Source organism: Caballeronia mineralivorans PML1(12), assembly GCF_001028175.1.
Taxonomy (GTDB): domain Bacteria; phylum Pseudomonadota; class Gammaproteobacteria; order Burkholderiales; family Burkholderiaceae; genus Caballeronia; species Caballeronia mineralivorans.
Genome location: NZ_AEJF01000214.1, coordinates 1 through 16,502, shown reverse-complemented (window position 1 = coordinate 16,502; position 16,502 = coordinate 1). Strand labels below are relative to the sequence as shown.

The window sequence follows — 16,502 nt, the reverse complement described above, 5'->3', positions numbered from 1 at the left end:
CAGGTAATGACCTGAAAAAAACCGGCGAACAACCTGCCGTACGCGTTTCCACGCGAAGGATCACTCAGGGAAACTGAGCGAAAATGGTGCAATCCTTCATACCGCACGAAACGGCTGCTCCAGGAACCGGTCCACCCATGATTTTTGCAATTCAATGAAATTTCCAAGCATTTGCTGAAAGCTATGCATGTCGAGGTTGCTCAGCGGGACGTTCCGATAGAGGACCACGGTGCCCGATGTCGGCTCCACGCCGATCGCCGGACCGTCCTCGCGTAGCGGGGCAATGTTCGCGACGAGAATGTCGTGAACAAAATCGCTATCGAGGGAGGCCGGCAGCGAGTCCGAGATCAGGCCGATTGTCGATAAGCGATACCGCTCGTCATCGCGCCGAAAGGTGATCGGATAGCTATCGTCGATCCGGATGTGGCAAAGCCCGTCTTCGTCAAACTCAAGGTCTGGAATGCCGATCGATGCCCCAAATTCGCCAATCAGGCGATCGAATGCATCTTTGAATCCCTTGCTCACATTCATGCCAACATTCTCCCTGGATAGTTGAGGAGCACGCACGGCGATGCGCCGTTGCAGACCCCTTCTTTCATATAGTTCAGTGGTTGTTGCGTGATTGTTGGCACATTCCCCGCCGGATACTTTCAAAAAAGTGCGGCAGTTAGCGTAAACCGCTTCATGTACGGCCATTCGATGCGCCACAGGCAAGCACCCCTTCGCCGGAAGCCTCTTCGATGGCAATGACAGTGGACGATGCAGATAAACAGAAAGAGCTGTAGATTTTCAATAGGCCCAAAACCTCATCCTGCTACAGTACGCCGATATATTGCGCCGCGCCTTCGCACGGCTTTAACGTAACGGGCAGGGTTGAATATGTCGCCGACAGGCAGCATCCCCCATATCAGATCTGGTGCCGCGACCGGACAGTCGAACCAGTCGTTCGACGACACGCTTATCCGATGGGCGCTTAAAGCGCCCAAACGTGCCGAGAAAGGCTGGCAGCTCGCCGCCTTGCGCCTGACGGAAGCGCGCTATCGAAGCCTGGATACGCTAGACCTGACCGACCACGCACTTTCGTCGCTTCCCGACGTATTCGGGCAACTTCCCCATCTTAGGGAGCTTGTGCTTCGCGACAACGATCTGGACAAGCTACCGGGATCGATGGCAGAACTTGGGGACCTGCACATCTTGAATCTGTGTGCTTGCAACTTTCCGAAAATCCCCGAGATTGTCAACGCGCTCCGATCTCTACGCGTACTCGATCTGCAAGGTAACCAGATCGAAGATACGTCTGACTTCGTGCCTGCGTTGCCGCAACTGGAGCACCTCAATCTTCGGCTCAATCGTCTGAAAGAAATTCCCGGATTCATTGACAGGCTCGGCCACCAATGCCTGGTCGACGTGAGTTCGAACGAGATACCGGCGGCATTTCTGAAGGAAGCCGTCGTCTGCAACCATGGCGGGGCGCGCATCCTGTGCTCCGAAGACCACATCGCGTCGGACGTCGATAACCAGCACCTCGTCGACTGGCTGACGTTCCACCAGAACCGCTAGGGCGGTTTTCTGAATGCGCTTGCTCACGACGACGGTTCTGCGCACATGACGGAGCCGCGCTCGTCGAGATCAGCACCGTTTCGTAGCTGATGGTCACCTCGCGTTCGAACAGCCATTCCTCAATGTCACGCGGACTCAACTGAAACCGGAAAACGATGACCGTAATAGAGCAATTTACGTCCCTTTATCGCGTTATCTTGGCGGCCATCGACACACTTTCGCCTCTCCATCGAGTTTGATTCCGTAGGCAGCAATTTCAATGAGCTCGAGTTCACCGCCCGTCGGGAATACCGTCAGGACAAGAGCTTCCGCCAACGAGGCTTGGCGACAACCGCGACACGCGTGACACTAGCTGGCGTCAATGGGACTGCTGTGAGCCAAAGCGTTCATAGCTAGCGAGCGAAGGGACACCTCCCGCGAGTGATCGCTCCAACCTTTCCCAATTGAACCCGGAATTGCAATGCGCAGTAAAATCATAAAAGCGCAACGCTATCCTCCTTTGCAAGGTTTTGCTTTCTTCCGAATCTCTCGGCAGAAGGGGAAGCGTCAAGCGCAAGTTACGCAGCGACCGGGACATCTTCCAGCGGAGTGATGGGTCGACTGTTAACAGAATGTGTTTGGCAGCCTCCCAGAGATTTACAAATTGTCGGTACCTGTCTGCTGATGATGGCAGCCGCCGGATCTGAGTCGCGCTCACAGCAAGCAGAGTGTCGATCATGCGGATATCTATCCGCCCGCTCCCCTTGCACTCCTCGACTTCGTTGTTCACGTGCACAATGACTTTGTTGATTGCCGGCTCGATCTCCCTGAAAGGTAGAATATCAAATCCACTGCTCAAAGCGAGCCAGAGAATAGGCCGATCCTCGCTGGCTGGGTCATGTGCTGCCTTTATCAGCGTGTCCAATGTCGGGCGTGTTGTTTCGCCTGCACCGGACTCGAATAGAGAAGCGAAACGCAAGGCTGGGGGCCTGCCGTCACCAGGCAACCTGATCATCGCGATAAGAAGCCCTCCTACCAAATCTCCCAGGTGGGGTTGGCCTCCTGCGAAGCCAGGCAGGGTGGGCAAACGGCTCAGCGCTAAAGCGAAAATTGGACCGCGCTCACCCGGACACTTGCGCTCAAGGGCAGCGAGAAGCCTGTCAAACGTTCGGTATCTCCCTTTGGTTGTAAGCCGGCACAGACTACTGGTTAGCGCGGCAAAGACGGCAACACGCGCCCCTTCGGACAGCCCGTTGGCAGTCTCAGTCATGTCCAGCATTTTGTTGAACGAGGGCCTGAAAAGATTCTCGGTCTCGAACACACCGATCGCATCGGCAAGGCTGACCAGCGGACGCACCCACTGGGCCTGGCCAAGAGAAAACAACGTGAAATTCAGGATCAGGACGAAGACATTCGTCCTTTCCTCCACCTTCTTGATCTGACCGAGACTGCCCGCCATTACAGAAAGTAGTCTGGCCCTGTCAGAGCCGTGCAAACCTTCAAACTCGCCTTTACGTTCTCCAAGGAGCCATGTCTCAACATCACGCTGGGATTTGATTCCTGCCGCCTCACGAATCAGCCGTTGAGCGTTGAGCGCTTCGGATACGCTTACATTCAGCGCCCTGTTCGTCATAGCCAGCCGGGCACGATCGTTTACCGAGGGTAGAAATTCAACGATAGACGCCACCAGTTCCGTGGGCAAATGGTCGAGCCGGGATTCTGCCTTGATTTCCATCCAGAATTCAGCGTCGTTCACCTGAACCTTCACTTCAGTGATCTCTGATCCAGATTTGTGTGAGCGACGCTCGTCTTTTGTCATCAAGATTGCACGGAGATACCTGTCCCGTATCGCGGCTCGCACCACGTCAGGACTCGTATCCAGACGCCGCGCCACGAAGTGGATGAAGTCATCCTGGTCCAGGTGGCGACCTCCAGGAAAGGCCCTTTCCGCGCCAACCGTCCGACTATAGATTTTTGCAGCAAGATCCACCGAGCTGCACGTGACATTCTTGAGGAAAAAATGCTTGCGGCGGTTCATGCTCAACTCCAGCCCGAGCCGTTTGAAATCCGCGTTGTCGCATTCGCTTTCGATGCCAAAAGAGGCCTTCATGTACTCGCGAACACTATCCACCGAAGCATTTTGTTCGTTATGCTGGTCAATCTGATCGAAGGCCCATTCCAGTGCGGTGTTCTTGTCAGGAAACGATAGCTCAGGGCTGATATCGATCAGTGAGCGTCGCCCTGAGAAAGCCTCTCTCAACGTGGTCCGATACATCGATGCACTGTGATCCCGATCATATGATTGTGGTGCTAGCATTCGCTCCTCCGCAAGTTTGTTGATGTCAGGTCTCCGCTCCTCCCTGCGCGTTTGACGAGACTTCGGGGACACGCACGGTTTTGGCCTCTCCTGATGCTCACGCGGAAGAGCGTCGCCATTGCCACGCTGGACTTCTTCGGGTTCATCTGGAGGGCGGCTGCACTCGGGAGGTCCATCTGGAATCGGACCCTCCTGATCCCCGTGACCGTTGCGGTTCGGCGCCCTGAAATGGAATCGAACCGCTGATCGTCATATGTGTCCCGATTGCGGCGACATCGTGGAGGTGGGATGCAGACCGGCGTACCAAGGACAGTATCCGTTGGGTTCAATGTGCCAGTCTTTCATAAAGTAATTTTAATGTTAGATAAATGTATGCTTTGTCGGTCCTGAGTTCGTGCAATCCAGGGGCAGCCTGTATGGCGAAGGAAGTGACAGCGTAGTTCGGGTGACCGATCCTTATCGAGCGACACGGTGCTTACTGGCGAGATCATCGCGTTGGCGATCGTCGCGGACGCGACGCATGACTGGCATGGGCGATCGATCGAACGGTTCGACGCATGGTGGCAGATCGTCCGTTGGCCCATATTGGCGCTGATAAAAGGCAAAGGGCCTACATCTGCAGGCCCTTTGTTTTGGGGCTACGTTCGGAGAGTCGGCCGGCTATCCGGCCCGAACAGGAGCGTCCGCCGCTTCGGCGATACCATGTGCGCGGCGCGATGTTCGGTGCACGAAGACGCCATCCGTTTTGATGCCCGCATGCGATGTACCTGGCACATAGTCCTGCGCCGCCCTCTGAATATTCATGGTGTCATCAAGCTGTTGCGAAATTTTGCGCATTGCGGATATTTCATACGCGCAACACGCTAGCAGGGAAAAAATTGCCATTCCGAGCGAGAGCAGGTACAGCCAGAAAATGGTGGGAAATAATTCGACTGCTTCCATTGGGGTCCCCCAGCTATAGCGATCCTCATCCCTTCAGGGGAGCACAAAATCGCGAGTCAAGAATATCGGACAAGGACATACGCCTATCCTTCTCATGTCGGCGTTTCAGCACATGGCCCGCTTGTCGCAACGCTGCGTCATGTGCATGACATCCGGCAAGTTATCCCAGTTCTTTGAGACACCATTTCGAATATCGCCACGGATTGTCCTGTTTCGACACACGCCCTGGCGCCTGATGACGCGAAGGTGGTTGTATCCACGGGAACCGAACCGCACCCCGCTACCCGGATCGTTCTGTCGCATGGACAGATCTTCATATTCAGGAGAGGACTGAGCAGCCGGTGTCTGGAAATGCTGTGCATACCAGTGCATGACTCTGATGAATCAATTCAATAGTCGCGTATAAATTTCGATAGAAACGCGTTGGCAGGAGGACGAAACTTAACGCGATGCTCATATGCATCGCTGCGGAGGCATGTCATTCATCGTATCGGCGTGGGCGTTGTGCGCATGCGAACTGGCGCCAGTCTGTCGACGAGGTAAGCGGCCGTGCCGCAGCTTTACCAGATATTGGAGCGACCATTGTGTTTCTGGCAAAAGAAGATTTCGCATCGTTGATCGACGAACAGTGCATAGCGCTATTCGACGATCTTTGCGAGCAGCGATCCAACGTCGCGCTCGCCTACCTCTTATCATCGTGGCCGCTTTACGATTACTCGATCCGGACTCGGAGCAAGCTGCACGCGACATTAACTCAAATGGAGAGAGCGACGGATACGGAGCTGACAAATCAGAACCGCACGACTCTGTCGCGTCTGACATTCCTTCTGTCTATGGCACCGCATTGTTGATTTAATAATATGGACCCGGCGCCCCTTCGGGGACGCGCGATACTGCAGCCCCGGTTTCTGATTGCCGCTTCGCCAGAGAGCAATGCGTCCACCCATCGAGGCTTGCGAACATAACCATACCATTTACCAAAAGTTATTTCACTTTTCAGGAAGACTAACGAGCTACACCCATAGACACTGTGCCAATACTAGTGCCTCCGCCCCTTCTCCCCGGTTGTCTCCACAATCGGGAGCATGTGACGAACCGTGGCGCTGCGATCGCTATGCTCTCGCGTCATGAATATCCGGAGAGGTGGAAACCGTGCGCGCAAAAAGCGCAGGCGGGCATGGTGACCCGATATCAACAAACACTCAGAGGTGAAAATGAAAGCACTAGCATATACCCGGAATCAGGGTGCATCCATGTACCGATGCGTCCAGCGTGAGCCCGACACAGGAGAGCGTTCGCTGGAGGTCAATGCCTTGCAAGGAATGAAGTTTAACGACACGGAGGCCATGTTGAAATGTGCGTTCGCCAAGATCGAGCTTGGTAACGCACCTGATCGACGTACCGAGGATCGCGTTAGCGAGTCCATGAAGGCCGCTTTTGGTATCCGCAACAGATGCGATGACGACGTTTTCACACTGATCGCGCAGCATCTGAGCGAGAACAAAAGCGTGCTTTTTCCCCCGGTAGCCACGAGCGCCTCGGTGGACGTGGCGGCGGTGATCTATCTTTTGACGGCTGGTATGGAAGGAACATTTGCTAACGACGGCAGCCTGGACCACGAGGCTTTCGTTCAGTTTGTGGCGGCTCGTGTCGGCACAAATCCTGACATCGTGCGCACCCAGATCCCGGCTGAGTATCTTCGCGCAATTTCAAGGATAACGGGCGAGCGTCGCTCGATGACGCCATTCGAATCAGAGATTACGAAAGCAGGGGTGCAACTGAACCATACTGAATTCTGGGTGGCAATTCCCGCAGGATTCGAACTCAGCAGGCCAGCCGACGAACAAACGGAGATCAAGGCACTGGATGAAGTCAAGGGGTTGCTTGAAATTAGTAATGCTCGCAATAACGTTTTCCAAGGTGCGGGTTGATGCCAAGGTCAACCTGCTCTCGGCGCTAGCAAGTGGTCTCCATCGGATTGGTGACGAGAAGGAACGCTGGGCGTTTGAGCGCTGCGCTTGACATGGCGGGGGAAACGCGCGATCAATTAGATTTGACTCGCTGATGGAAACGATGCGTGGCACGGCCGGGCAAGATCGTGCGCTTTTGTGGCTCGCGTTGAGCCGAGGATTTTACCGCCTGCTCCCCGGGGAGATTCCAGCGGTAATTGACACGATCGCTGCGTACGCGAGCAACGAAGTCGTCGAGCACAGGAAGGATGAGGCGGTAGATGTCCAGATGATTGAAACGCTGGTCGCAGTGAGCGCAGCTCAAATTAAAAGGCTACCAACAGGAGAAGAAAAATCTGAGCTATTTGAAAAGCTCCTGGGTGTCACCAAGGACACTCTGAACACCGCTCCGAAAAAACTTCGTCCCGAGATGGTAAGCGCGCTGCATAACCTGAGTATGATTCCTCCCCTGCTTCCGGTAGAAGAGCAGGAGAATGCATCGAAGCGCTTTTATGATACCGCCGAGCGTTCTGGCCTGGCCGCATACAAGCGGAACTGGTGATTGATGCGGGAACTCTTCGGCGAGACGGCACGTTCGCGTCCCCGCGCATATCACAGCTTCTACGTACCGAGGGCCGATGAGTGACGATGAGTCGCCGGCGTAAGTGGTATTGCGTTTCGAACAAGGCGGAGCGGATTGGTAACGAACGCCTGCCGTGACCGACCATAGGATCCAATCGGAGCAGTGACTATGCCCTGTTCAGTGACGGTGCATCCGCACTTTTTCACGCTATATGCAACCTATCCCTTTCTTCCTGCATGGAAACTGCTTCTCGCCGGCGCAAGTCCGCTTACCCATGCCTCGGAGAAATACAAGCCGGTGACATTACTCGAAGACGTCATTAGAGAATGTGAAGAAAATAAAGAATCCATTCGTTTAAATCGCGGCCGGTCCGATAATATTTATGTTTTAATTGATCCGTACAAATTCCCGCACCTGGTTGAAAAAATCCGGATAGCTAAAACTCATTTTGTGGAAGTTGCACGCGGAATCAACTCCCTGAACACCGGGATTCGCGACACGGGAAAATTATATGCACAGCTTGAAATCTTTAAAGTCGGAAACTTTATTACCCCGCAGCATGGTTATGTTCCCATGCCATTATAATGGGTTAATAGTAACCCTAAACAATCGTCAACACCTTTATTGACAGGTTTTTAAGGGCAAAACCGCATTAAGTGTTCAAGCGAAATTGATTTGAAATTTGGTGCCGTATGCGCCGAGCAGGTTGCGAACTTCGTCATCGATGGTTTCCTTCGTCCAGGTGACGAAGTTACGCCAATGGTATTTGGCCTGCTTCCAGACGATTTCGATCAGATTGAGTTCGGGACTGTATGGCGGCAGATAGAACAGTTGCATGCGATGCTCGCGTAGCCAGCGCTCATGCACTTCAGGATCAATGGCATGATGGATCGAAGCGTTGTCGAGTACCACCACGCTCGGACGTTCATCGCCCTGCAGGGCGATCTGCTCAAGGAACTCAATGACGGTGCCGCCTTTGATAGACGAGCTCGTGACATGGTGAGTCAATGCGTTGGCTCCGAAGTCGAGGGCGCCGAGCACCGAGCGCCTGCAATGCAAGCGTGGTTCGACACGATGAGGCAGGCCGCGCGGTGACCACGCTCTTTGAACCGGAGGCGACGCGGCAAAGCCCGCTTCGTCGAAATAGACTAGGCGTACTGCGTCGGCGCGAGCGGCACATTGCAGTTTTTCCAGGGTGGCTGATTTCATCTCAAAGTCTTCCTGGTTGCGCTTTTTTTGAGCGAGAAACGGTTGCGCTTAAAGGAGAAGCCTTCCCGCCGAAGGGCGACCGACAAGGTTTCCAGCGTGCATGGCATCGGTTCGCCATGCACGGCTTCGATGCGTTTCGCGATTTGTCCGAGCGTCATGGACTCCGTACGCGCAACCTCCATCGCCGTGGCGAGCATGGCTTCGGACAACGCACGAGGACGACCGCCGCCATGGCCCGACAGCAGACCACACAAGCCCTGCTCCTCCCACAGGCGGGACCAGTTGTAGATCGACTGCGCGCTGACATCCAGCCCGGCGGCGGCCTTGGGAGCACTCAATCCGTTACCCAGCAGCAGGAGTCCTGCGGCACGTGTGCGCATGTCTCGATGTCGATGATTCACCGACAGTTTTTGCAAGGTATGCCTCTCTGCTTTGCTCAACTTGATGATGCATTTCATCGGGCGTCGTTTGTGTTGGACTTTTTAGTCAAACGCACCAACTTCAAAACCGTTTACACGGAACACTTACCGGAATTGCAGGGTGCATTCAAACTAACGTTTGAAACCAGCTAATTCCGACGAGGCCCGGACGGGTCCGAAACCACGTGTGACAGGGCAAGATTTCTTCCGTCAGCCGCTACTTGAACAGATTGATTGGGAGCGGCTGGACACTTTGTGTCCTGTGCCGGGCGACCAGCGACATCTCCGCGTTTGATCGTGGACCTGCTTTATCTGCAACATGCGTTCGACCCGTCCGACGAGGAAATGGCGCTCGGATCCGTCGGATTTTGCGTGAACAGTACGATTACCCATATTTGAGTCTTTTTTCGAAAGTCACGCCGGCCAACCCGTATAAAGTTCTTCGTGCGCACAAGATCGAAGATTGGTTATCGTAATATTTTGTGCCTTAGCATTGACCCATCAAGGAATATTAATGAGAGATATGACTGCCTCCCTATCAGTAAATTCCACCCGTCCGAATACTGGCGTCTCACCTCCAACAAATCAAAACAACCAGTCAACAGGAACGTTTACCCATCGCGGGAACACTTATTCGATTTCAAGAGAAAACAGGGCCAAGGCCGCTTTGGGTCTACTAGGGATGTTAGGGGGTGGGATCGCGTTTGCAGTGGGTGTCAACATAGAGAGCCGCATCATAGCCCTGAAAGGGTTCGTGATGTGGGTAGCTGGTTCTTATTATTTTCGCGAAGCAATGAGGGGATAACAACATCGGAACATTCTAAGTCAGTATGACTTAGTCGGGTAGCCGCCGTGCATTACTGCACAGCGGCTCCCTCAGAACCGTGCATGCACCTTTTAATGCGCAGTATATGCTTATCCACATATGCAGAATGTGGCGCTCATCCATATGGAGATAAGCTCGATTCTGGTGTACGGGGGAAGTTGGGCGCGGGAGATTGAAGGCGGTGGAGGTTTTAGCTGAGAATCTGATTGTCGAAGTCGGAAACTAGCAAACAACAAACCATCCACCATGAGTAAGTTTACAGAAAAAGAAGTCGTTGGACTATCGGGAGTCGGTCTGGGGTTGGACGAATTGGTTCGGCACGGAGCTCGGCAGGTGATTGAGCAGGCAATCGAAGCGGAGTTGTTGTCGCTGCTGGAGCGGTTCGAGAACGTCAAGACACTGCACGGGCAGCGCGCCGTGGTGCGCAACGGTTATTTGCCGGAACGCGAAGTGTTGACAGCGGCCGGACCGGTCGCGGTGAAGGTCCCCAAGGTTCGAGATCGTTCAGGATCAGGCGTGAAGTTCAATTCATCGATTGTGCCGCCCTATGTGAGGAAGTCGCCCCGCGTGAGTGCGGCGTTGCCTTGGTTGTATTTGAAGGGCATCTCGACAGGCGACATGAGCGAAGCGCTGAGCGTGCTGCTGGGTGAGGACGCCAAAGGCTTGTCGGCGAACGTGGTGAGCCGCCTGAAGGCGCAATGGGCCGAAGAACATGCCAATTGGAGCCGGCGCGAGCTATCGAAGTCACGATATGTTTATTGGTGGGTCGACGGCATTCATACCGGTCTGCGCAGCGAGAATTCAGACGGGCAGTGCCTCTTGGTAATCATTGGCGTGACGCCTGAAGGCAAGAAGGAACGTGTGGCGATCGGCGACGGATATCGGGAGTCGAAAGCCTCGTGGCAAGAGCTTCTGCTTGATCTGAAGGCGCGTGGCTTGCAGGCGGGGCCATTGCTGGCAGTCGGTGACGGCGCCATGGGCTTCTGGGCCGCATTGGAGGAAGTGTTTCCAACGACGCGCGCTCAACGCTGCTGGTTTCATTATGCCGACCTCCTGATTATGCCGGAGTGCAGCCGCAATGCGGCGGTGCTGGCGGTGAACGCGCTGTAGGCATTGGCATAATCAGAGCGATTCCAGGAAGGTGAGAAGTGGATCGGAGGGACGATACCGGCCCGGGTTCGCGTTCGGCATTCGGGCCCGGGCGAGAGCTTGCTCCTTGATGCCTAGATGTGCATGAAGGTAGATGGTGGTGGTGTCGACATGTTCATGGCCTAGCCATAGCGCGATTATCGTGGGATCGACTCCTGCTTCCAGAAGCCGCATCGCAGCCGTATGGCGAAGCACATGGAAAGTGACGTTCTTGTTTGCCAAGGTCGCACACGCAGTGGATGCTTTAGCTGCATGGAGAGTGATACGGCGCTCAATCGCGTCTCGGCTGAGAGGTGTACCGGTGCGCGTTGGGAACAACCGCGCAGCTGGATTGGCTTCACGCTCGGCAAGCCATACGCGCAGCACGTTGACCACAGGGACGGTCAAGGGTGTGATGCGATCCTTTCGGCCCTTACCCTGACAGGCGACATGTGCGCCAGCGCCGAGGTGAACGTCAGTGCGTAGTAGGCCGATCATCTCTGAGATTCGCAAACCGGTTTGCACCGCGACCAGTAGCATCGCGTAGTCACGTCGTCCTGACCATAAGGTGCGATCAGGTGCCGCAAGCAACGCTTGCACCTCAACTTCGGTAAGGAAGGTAACGATCGCGCGCTCAAAGCGCTTGGGGAGTATCGCCAGCACCCGAGCGATGGTGGCTGCGTGTTCGGGGTGACGTAACGCCGCGTAGCGAAACAGTGAGTGGATGGCGGCGAGCCGAGCGTTCCGAGTACGCACACTGTTTTTACGCTCCCGTTCGAGGTGGTCCAGGAAGGCGCAGACAAGCGAAATGTCGAAATCAGTAAAATCAAGCGCCGAAGGTGATTTGCCTGTTCGCTTTGCGCAGAAACCAAGCAACAATCGCCACGTATCGCGATACGCCGCAACCGTGCATGGGCTCGCGTGACGCTCCCGGATGAGCCGATCAGTGAAGAATGCTTGCAGAGTAATGGCAAGTTCAGTCATGTTTGCTCTCCATGCAGATGCTCCAGACGCTCGGCTGCCTTAGCGAGTAGCTCCGGAGCTGCTGACAGATACCAATAGGTCGATGCCGGACTTACGTGCCCAAGATAAGTTGAAAGCAGAGTAAGGCGTTGCTGCGTGTTCGAACCATCCCGGTAGGCCTCGAGCATCGTATTAACGGCGAACGCATGACGCATGTCATGGATACGCGGGCGACAATGAGTGGTGCGCGACACGAGACCTGCTTGGCGGACCGCTCGCTGGAAGGTCCACTGAACGTTGCAGTACAGGAGCCGGCTGCCCGACGGAGATATGAACAGTGCCGAGGTTTCCTCGGCGTTGGCCATTCGGTTGCGGCGGGCGAGATAACGCTTCAACGATGCGACCGTTGTTGGGTGCAAGGGAATTTCTCGCATCTTATTGAACTTCGCATTTCTGATGATCAGTGTGCCGTTGCGCGCATCGAAATCATGCAGATCGAGGTTGATCGCTTCACCCACTCGCATCCCGGTCACGGCAAGCAATCCGATCAAGCTCTGGTAGGTTGCTACTCGTAGCGGGGAACTGAGCGCGCCGGCCGCTTTGATCAGCGCGATGATCTCTTCGTCACGATACAGATACGGGATGGCTCGGTGCGGCCGCCAAGGCAATAAGTCAGGTGGTGGCACTTCGACCGTGGGATCGGTGGCGTGCAAATAGTTAGTGAACCCACGAACTGCCGACAGACGATAGGCCCACCAGTTGTTGCAGCCGTCTTCCGGTTGACACGCCCACGTTAAAGCGTGTTGCGTGGTGATTGCCGGTGCTCCTGTGGCCAGGAAGAAATCGATGAATTGCTGCAGCAACTTCTCTGACCGCCGAAGCTTGTATCCCAGCGAGCGGCGCAAATTCAAATACTCAGCCAGAGCACAATGTAATTCGCTCATGACGCACCTCCCGGCCACGGACGTGCGAGCAGGCGCAACCCCTCCCGGTCGACCTTCGCGTAGATTGACGTGGTCATCAGGCGCCGATGGCGCAACACCTGGGCGACCTCGGGAAGTGCAACACCCGAGCGAACCATCTGGGTTGCAAGTGTGTGACGCAGTTGATGTGCGCTCATGCGAGGGAGGTCCGCGCGTGAAGCCGCGGCGGCCACCGCTTCTGCGACACCCGCGGATGAGAGCGCACGGTGAGGAGCGCGTGTACGCACGAACACAGTACGGCCTTGTGCGGTTTCGGGGCGGCCACGTCGCAGATACGACGCCAATGCCTGGCCTACATCCGCAGGCAAAGGAAGGCGTTCGATGCACTGACCTTTACCTCTCACCACGAGTTCACCCGCGCGCCAATCGATGTCGTCAAGTTTGAGCATACGCACCTCTCCGGCACGCAAGCCCAGACGCGCGAGCAGCATCAGCATAGCGAAATCGCGTTGTCCGTGATGGGTGCGCCGATCGCAAGCCGCCAGCAAGCGTTGCACGTCGCGTCTCTCCAGTGCGCATGGCAGCCCCGCTAGGCGCCAGCCGGCGACCGACGGAACTGCTGTGTCAAGCGGCTGCGCGATAAACCCTTCGATATGCAAGTAGATGAGCAAAGAGCGCAGTGCCGTGACTGTTACCTTCGCTGTGCCGGTTGAGCGACCGCGGCTAGCAGAGAGCACGAATTGGATCAGGTGCTCCGGTCGCAAGCACTTCCAATCGAGTTCACCATCGACGACTCTGGTCGCGGCAAAAGCACGAGCCACGTCGACATATCCGCGAGCGCTGGTCTCGACAAGCCCGCGCACATCGAGGAGGTATTTGCGATAGCGCTCCAGCATTGATTCGCTGGGACTTAACACCACCTGCGCGCGGGCAACCGCGATCCCAACATTACTGAGGTAGCTGACCAGCGGCGCCAGTGCTTTGGGTGACAGCCACAACGTGTAGCCCTGCGCGCGCCGTGCATTCAGGAATTCGTCCAGGAGCGAAACGGTGAGCGTCGTTGCGTCTTGTCGCCTGGAAGCGAGCCACCGGCTCAAATGCGCAAGAAGCTGAAGTTGATTCGCAGCGGCGTTGGGCCGGTAACCTTGTTTGCTCAACTCCGCGGCGAAGCCATCTGCAAACGCGGCGAGCGGTCCGGTGATACGGACGCGAGATGGATCTGACATGAGTTCTCTCCTTCTCCCAGTTGTGGAAAAGGAAGCATCGCTCATATGACCGGGATTATGCCGATGCCTACGCCGCGTTCACCGCCAGCACCGCAGCATTGCGGCTGCACACCGGCGTAATCCGGAGGTCGGCATAATGAAACTTAGGCCGATATCGGCCTAAGTTTCACAAGATGGGCAACGTGCTCAATGCACTTCCGAAGGCTCAACAGGGCCGCGCCAAGGCAGATCTGCAGTCAATCTGGATGGCAGCAACACGCGCCGACGCGTACGCCGCGTTCGACCGGTTCGTGACGATCCACGCTGCCAAGTATCCGAAGGCGGCGGACACGCTGAAGAAGGATCGTGAAAGCTTGCTCGCGTTCTACGACTATGTGTTGGCTGAATTTATGTTGCCGCGACCATGCAGAAGCCCGGAAGAAGGCCGTTACTGCCCGAAGGGCGGCAACATAGTTCTTGCCGGGTAACCGTCAGAGCGCTTTCAGGAACGCAATGAGTCCCTGATCGGTATGCCAGGGTTTGGTTGACACTACGTCAGGGAAATCGCAGTGTGCAAGGGCGTGTGCTTTCATTTCTAGATCAACCTCAGCGTAAATGTGTGTGGTGTCAAGGGAGACATGTCCGAGCCAGGCGCGAATGGTATTGATGTCCACGCCGGAACGGAGCAGATGGACGGCGCACGAATGTCGAATGCAATGCGGACCGACCAGCTTCTGCGTGAGCGATGGCAAGGTCTGACTCGCTTGTGCAACGGCGCGGCGGACGAGACTATAGATGCCGAAACGCGTTAGCGGGTGGCCGAGTCGGTTAAGGAAGACGAAGTCTTGAGCAACACGTCCGGTGACGAGCGGTTTTAGAACTTCAGCAGTACGTGTCCAAATAGGACACCAGCGCGTCTTGTTGCCCTTGCCCATCAGGCGGACTGCGGGAGTGCCGCCCCAGGTTATATCGCTCACGGTCAAGTGGACAGCCTCGTCGACTCGCGCTCCTGTGTTGTAGAGGAATATCAACAAAGCGTAGTCGCGCGTCCCCAGTGGCGTACGCAGGTCAGGTGTCTTGAGTAGAGCATCGATTTCAGGCTTGTCCAGGTACGCCGTCTTCTTGAACGGTACTGCGCGTATCGTGGAGCACCAGGCCACATGCTCCGGGCTATGCATACCGATGAATCTGGCGAGCGAGTGAATCGCCGCGAGACGCAGGTTGCGAGTGACGCCGCTGCAGCCCCGTTCCTTCTCCAGATACTCGAGGAAGGAACGCACCAGCGATGGCGAGAGGTCGTCAATCGTCAGGCGATCCACCGGCGTCTTGCTGACTTTGTTCAAGTATGGAAGCAAGAGGACGAGCGTATCGCGATAACTGATCTGCGTATTACGAGCCAGATTGCGGTCAGTGATAAGGTACTCCAGCAGAAAACGACGGACCCAAGGGCCGATCATGGTTTGGTCACGCATGGCGCACCTCCGGTTGAGCATAGCGCTCGAAGCGCAGACTGGCCTCATGCAGCAATTCCGCTGTGATGCTGAGGTACTGCTGCGTGGACCCAATGTCAACGTGCCCGAGGTAGGTCGCCAATTGCGGCAGTAACCGTTGCACGTCAGCGCCGGCTCGATACCACGCAATAATCCGATGAACCGCTGCCGTATGTCGAATGTCGTGGATGCGTGGCTGGTAACGTGCGGAGCTTTCGCGGCTAATGTTCGCGGCCTTCCGTACGCGGCGAAATTGCTGGCCGATCCACGTATATTGCAGACGATGACCCCTGTGCGTAGCAAAGAAAGTTGAGGCTTCGCCCGCTGGCAAAGGGAGTCGACGGCGGCGCAAAACGTAGTCATCCAAAGCGAGTCCTAGTCTGGGGCCAACCGGAACCAGTCGCATCTTAAAGAATTTTGCATTCCTGACTGTCAACACGCGACTCTGCAAATCAGCATCCTGTATCGTGAGCGAAAGCGCCTCCCCGATCCGCATCCCCGTACCGTAGAGAAGCAGGAGCAAGGTATACATGGTCGCCGGTTGCAGCGGCGACTGGGGCGTCTGCAAGCTGTTGGTGGCTGTGAGCAAGCGCTGTAGCTCGTCGACGGAATAGATGTACGGGATCAACGGGGGCGGAAGCTTCGGAATCTGGTTCGGCAGCGGGGACGTCGAAACGAAACCGCGCCCGATTGCATACCGATAGAAGCGCCCGAGGATTCGATATTTTTGCACCCACCGGGCGGTTACCGGTCCACGCCCGGCGATAAATGCGAGAACAGCCTCAGGCTTTACCTCTTCGGTAGCGATGTCCCCCATCGCGCGACAATAGGATCGGAGCTCCTTGGCGTCCGAGCGAAAGCGCAAACCCAACGCGTGCTCATAGTCGATATAGGCCTCGGCCAGATCGTGGAGTCTCATGACAGTTCTCCCAGATCAAAGGCTGCTACCTCGCGCAAGCCTGGCAGATCGACCTTCGCATAAATACGGGTGACGGCAGTGCTGCGGTGT

14 protein-coding genes and 3 pseudogenes are annotated in these 16,502 nt (G+C 55.8%); 6 read left to right on the top strand and 11 right to left on the bottom strand.

Annotated elements, in window-relative coordinates:
* Window positions 1–96 precede the first annotated feature (96 nt).
* Entirely contained in the window at window positions 97–696 is a 600-nt protein-coding gene (locus EOS_RS35535; protein ID WP_082163636.1) for a type III secretion system chaperone, read from the bottom strand.
* A 183-nt stretch (window positions 697–879) separates the two neighbouring features.
* Here EOS_RS35535 and EOS_RS43790 point away from each other — a divergent pair, with 183 nt between their 5' ends.
* The gene (locus EOS_RS43790) at window positions 880–1,560 is read left to right on the top strand and encodes a leucine-rich repeat domain-containing protein (RefSeq protein ID WP_053064145.1); all 681 of its coding nucleotides are present in this window, start codon (window positions 880–882) and stop codon (window positions 1,558–1,560) included.
* Between the two features lie 73 nt (window positions 1,561–1,633).
* On the opposite strand, the pseudogene EOS_RS49420 reads toward EOS_RS43790, so the two are convergent.
* From EOS_RS49420 to EOS_RS35520, 3 genes and pseudogenes are all read right to left on the bottom strand, one after another.
* Window positions 1,634–1,711 (bottom strand): annotated as a pseudogene (locus EOS_RS49420) (IS6 family transposase); the annotation flags it as partial.
* 207 nt (window positions 1,712–1,918) lie between these two features.
* Window positions 1,919–3,856, bottom strand: coding sequence for a hypothetical protein (locus EOS_RS35525; RefSeq protein ID WP_047896899.1), 1,938 nt, complete (start codon window positions 3,854–3,856; stop codon window positions 1,919–1,921).
* Between the two features lie 660 nt (window positions 3,857–4,516).
* Entirely contained in the window at window positions 4,517–4,798 is a 282-nt protein-coding gene (locus tag EOS_RS35520; RefSeq protein WP_047896898.1) for a hypothetical protein, read from the bottom strand.
* Window positions 4,799–6,012: 1,214 nt separating this feature from the next.
* On the opposite strand from EOS_RS35520, the gene EOS_RS35510 reads away from it, so the two are divergent.
* From EOS_RS35510 to EOS_RS46645, 3 genes are all read left to right on the top strand, one after another.
* Window positions 6,013–6,729 carry a hypothetical protein gene (locus tag EOS_RS35510; RefSeq protein WP_152693232.1) on the top strand — a complete coding sequence of 239 codons (717 nt, stop codon included), beginning with the start codon at window positions 6,013–6,015 and terminating at the stop codon, window positions 6,727–6,729.
* Between the two features lie 133 nt (window positions 6,730–6,862).
* Complete coding sequence (locus EOS_RS35505; protein ID WP_152693231.1) at window positions 6,863–7,309, top strand: hypothetical protein; 447 nt, start codon at window positions 6,863–6,865, stop codon at window positions 7,307–7,309.
* Window positions 7,310–7,498: 189 nt separating this feature from the next.
* Entirely contained in the window at window positions 7,499–7,915 is a 417-nt protein-coding gene (locus EOS_RS46645) for a hypothetical protein (RefSeq protein ID WP_152693230.1), read from the top strand.
* Between the two features lie 75 nt (window positions 7,916–7,990).
* Here the strand turns inward: EOS_RS46645 and EOS_RS35500 are convergent, their stop codons facing one another.
* A complete protein-coding gene (locus tag EOS_RS35500) occupies window positions 7,991–8,539 on the bottom strand; it encodes an IS630 family transposase (protein WP_075645449.1) in 549 nt (182 codons plus the stop codon).
* Window positions 8,536–8,997, bottom strand: a complete 462-nt coding sequence (locus EOS_RS35495) for a helix-turn-helix domain-containing protein (protein ID WP_047896894.1) — start codon at window positions 8,995–8,997, stop codon at window positions 8,536–8,538. The genes EOS_RS35500 and EOS_RS35495 overlap by 4 nt, the downstream gene beginning before the upstream one ends.
* Before the next feature lie 1,033 nt (window positions 8,998–10,030).
* Between EOS_RS35495 and EOS_RS35490 the strand changes: the two are divergent.
* Window positions 10,031–10,825 (top strand): annotated as a pseudogene (locus EOS_RS35490) (IS256 family transposase); the annotation flags it as partial.
* 81 nt (window positions 10,826–10,906) lie between these two features.
* On the opposite strand, the gene EOS_RS35485 reads toward EOS_RS35490, so the two are convergent.
* From EOS_RS35485 to EOS_RS35475, 3 genes are read right to left on the bottom strand one after another with little or no spacing between them, the layout of a single operon-like run.
* On the bottom strand, window positions 10,907–11,896 hold the full coding sequence (locus tag EOS_RS35485) for a tyrosine-type recombinase/integrase (RefSeq protein WP_047896893.1): 990 nt from the start codon (window positions 11,894–11,896) through the stop codon (window positions 10,907–10,909).
* On the bottom strand, window positions 11,893–12,819 hold the full coding sequence (locus EOS_RS35480; RefSeq protein ID WP_047896892.1) for a tyrosine-type recombinase/integrase: 927 nt from the start codon (window positions 12,817–12,819) through the stop codon (window positions 11,893–11,895). Before EOS_RS35480 ends, EOS_RS35485 begins: the two co-directional genes overlap by 4 nt.
* Complete coding sequence (locus tag EOS_RS35475) at window positions 12,816–14,024, bottom strand: tyrosine-type recombinase/integrase (protein WP_047896891.1); 1,209 nt, start codon at window positions 14,022–14,024, stop codon at window positions 12,816–12,818. The genes EOS_RS35480 and EOS_RS35475 overlap by 4 nt, the downstream gene beginning before the upstream one ends.
* A 164-nt stretch (window positions 14,025–14,188) precedes the next feature.
* Here EOS_RS35475 and EOS_RS35470 point away from each other — a divergent pair.
* Window positions 14,189–14,398 (top strand): annotated as a pseudogene (locus EOS_RS35470) (transposase); the annotation flags it as partial.
* 96 nt (window positions 14,399–14,494) lie between these two features.
* Here EOS_RS35470 and EOS_RS35465 read toward each other — a convergent pair.
* Together EOS_RS35465 and EOS_RS35460 are read right to left on the bottom strand one after the other, a co-directional pair.
* Window positions 14,495–15,475 carry a tyrosine-type recombinase/integrase gene (locus EOS_RS35465; protein ID WP_047896889.1) on the bottom strand — a complete coding sequence of 327 codons (981 nt, stop codon included), beginning with the start codon at window positions 15,473–15,475 and terminating at the stop codon, window positions 14,495–14,497.
* The gene (locus EOS_RS35460; RefSeq protein ID WP_047896888.1) at window positions 15,468–16,412 is read right to left on the bottom strand and encodes a tyrosine-type recombinase/integrase; all 945 of its coding nucleotides are present in this window, start codon (window positions 16,410–16,412) and stop codon (window positions 15,468–15,470) included. Before EOS_RS35460 ends, EOS_RS35465 begins: the two co-directional genes overlap by 8 nt.
* Window positions 16,413–16,502: the final 90 nt, after the last annotated feature.

What these genes read in the sequence shown, in the direction of transcription:
- EOS_RS35535 (WP_082163636.1), bottom strand. Translation starts at nt 696, where the DNA reads ATGGCCGTACATGAAGCGGTTTACGCTAACTGCCGCACTTTTTTGAAA.
- EOS_RS43790 (WP_053064145.1), top strand. Translation starts at nt 880, where the DNA reads ATGTCGCCGACAGGCAGCATCCCCCATATCAGATCTGGTGCCGCGACC.
- EOS_RS35525 (WP_047896899.1), bottom strand. Translation starts at nt 3,856, where the DNA reads ATGCTAGCACCACAATCATATGATCGGGATCACAGTGCATCGATGTAT.
- EOS_RS35520 (WP_047896898.1), bottom strand. Translation starts at nt 4,798, where the DNA reads ATGGAAGCAGTCGAATTATTTCCCACCATTTTCTGGCTGTACCTGCTC.
- EOS_RS35510 (WP_152693232.1), top strand. Translation starts at nt 6,013, where the DNA reads ATGAAAGCACTAGCATATACCCGGAATCAGGGTGCATCCATGTACCGA.
- EOS_RS35505 (WP_152693231.1), top strand. Translation starts at nt 6,863, where the DNA reads ATGGAAACGATGCGTGGCACGGCCGGGCAAGATCGTGCGCTTTTGTGG.
- EOS_RS46645 (WP_152693230.1), top strand. Translation starts at nt 7,499, where the DNA reads ATGCCCTGTTCAGTGACGGTGCATCCGCACTTTTTCACGCTATATGCA.
- EOS_RS35500 (WP_075645449.1), bottom strand. Translation starts at nt 8,539, where the DNA reads ATGAAATCAGCCACCCTGGAAAAACTGCAATGTGCCGCTCGCGCCGAC.
- EOS_RS35495 (WP_047896894.1), bottom strand. Translation starts at nt 8,997, where the DNA reads ATGAAATGCATCATCAAGTTGAGCAAAGCAGAGAGGCATACCTTGCAA.
- EOS_RS35485 (WP_047896893.1), bottom strand. Translation starts at nt 11,896, where the DNA reads ATGACTGAACTTGCCATTACTCTGCAAGCATTCTTCACTGATCGGCTC.
- EOS_RS35480 (WP_047896892.1), bottom strand. Translation starts at nt 12,819, where the DNA reads ATGAGCGAATTACATTGTGCTCTGGCTGAGTATTTGAATTTGCGCCGC.
- EOS_RS35475 (WP_047896891.1), bottom strand. Translation starts at nt 14,024, where the DNA reads ATGTCAGATCCATCTCGCGTCCGTATCACCGGACCGCTCGCCGCGTTT.
- EOS_RS35465 (WP_047896889.1), bottom strand. Translation starts at nt 15,475, where the DNA reads ATGCGTGACCAAACCATGATCGGCCCTTGGGTCCGTCGTTTTCTGCTG.
- EOS_RS35460 (WP_047896888.1), bottom strand. Translation starts at nt 16,412, where the DNA reads ATGAGACTCCACGATCTGGCCGAGGCCTATATCGACTATGAGCACGCG.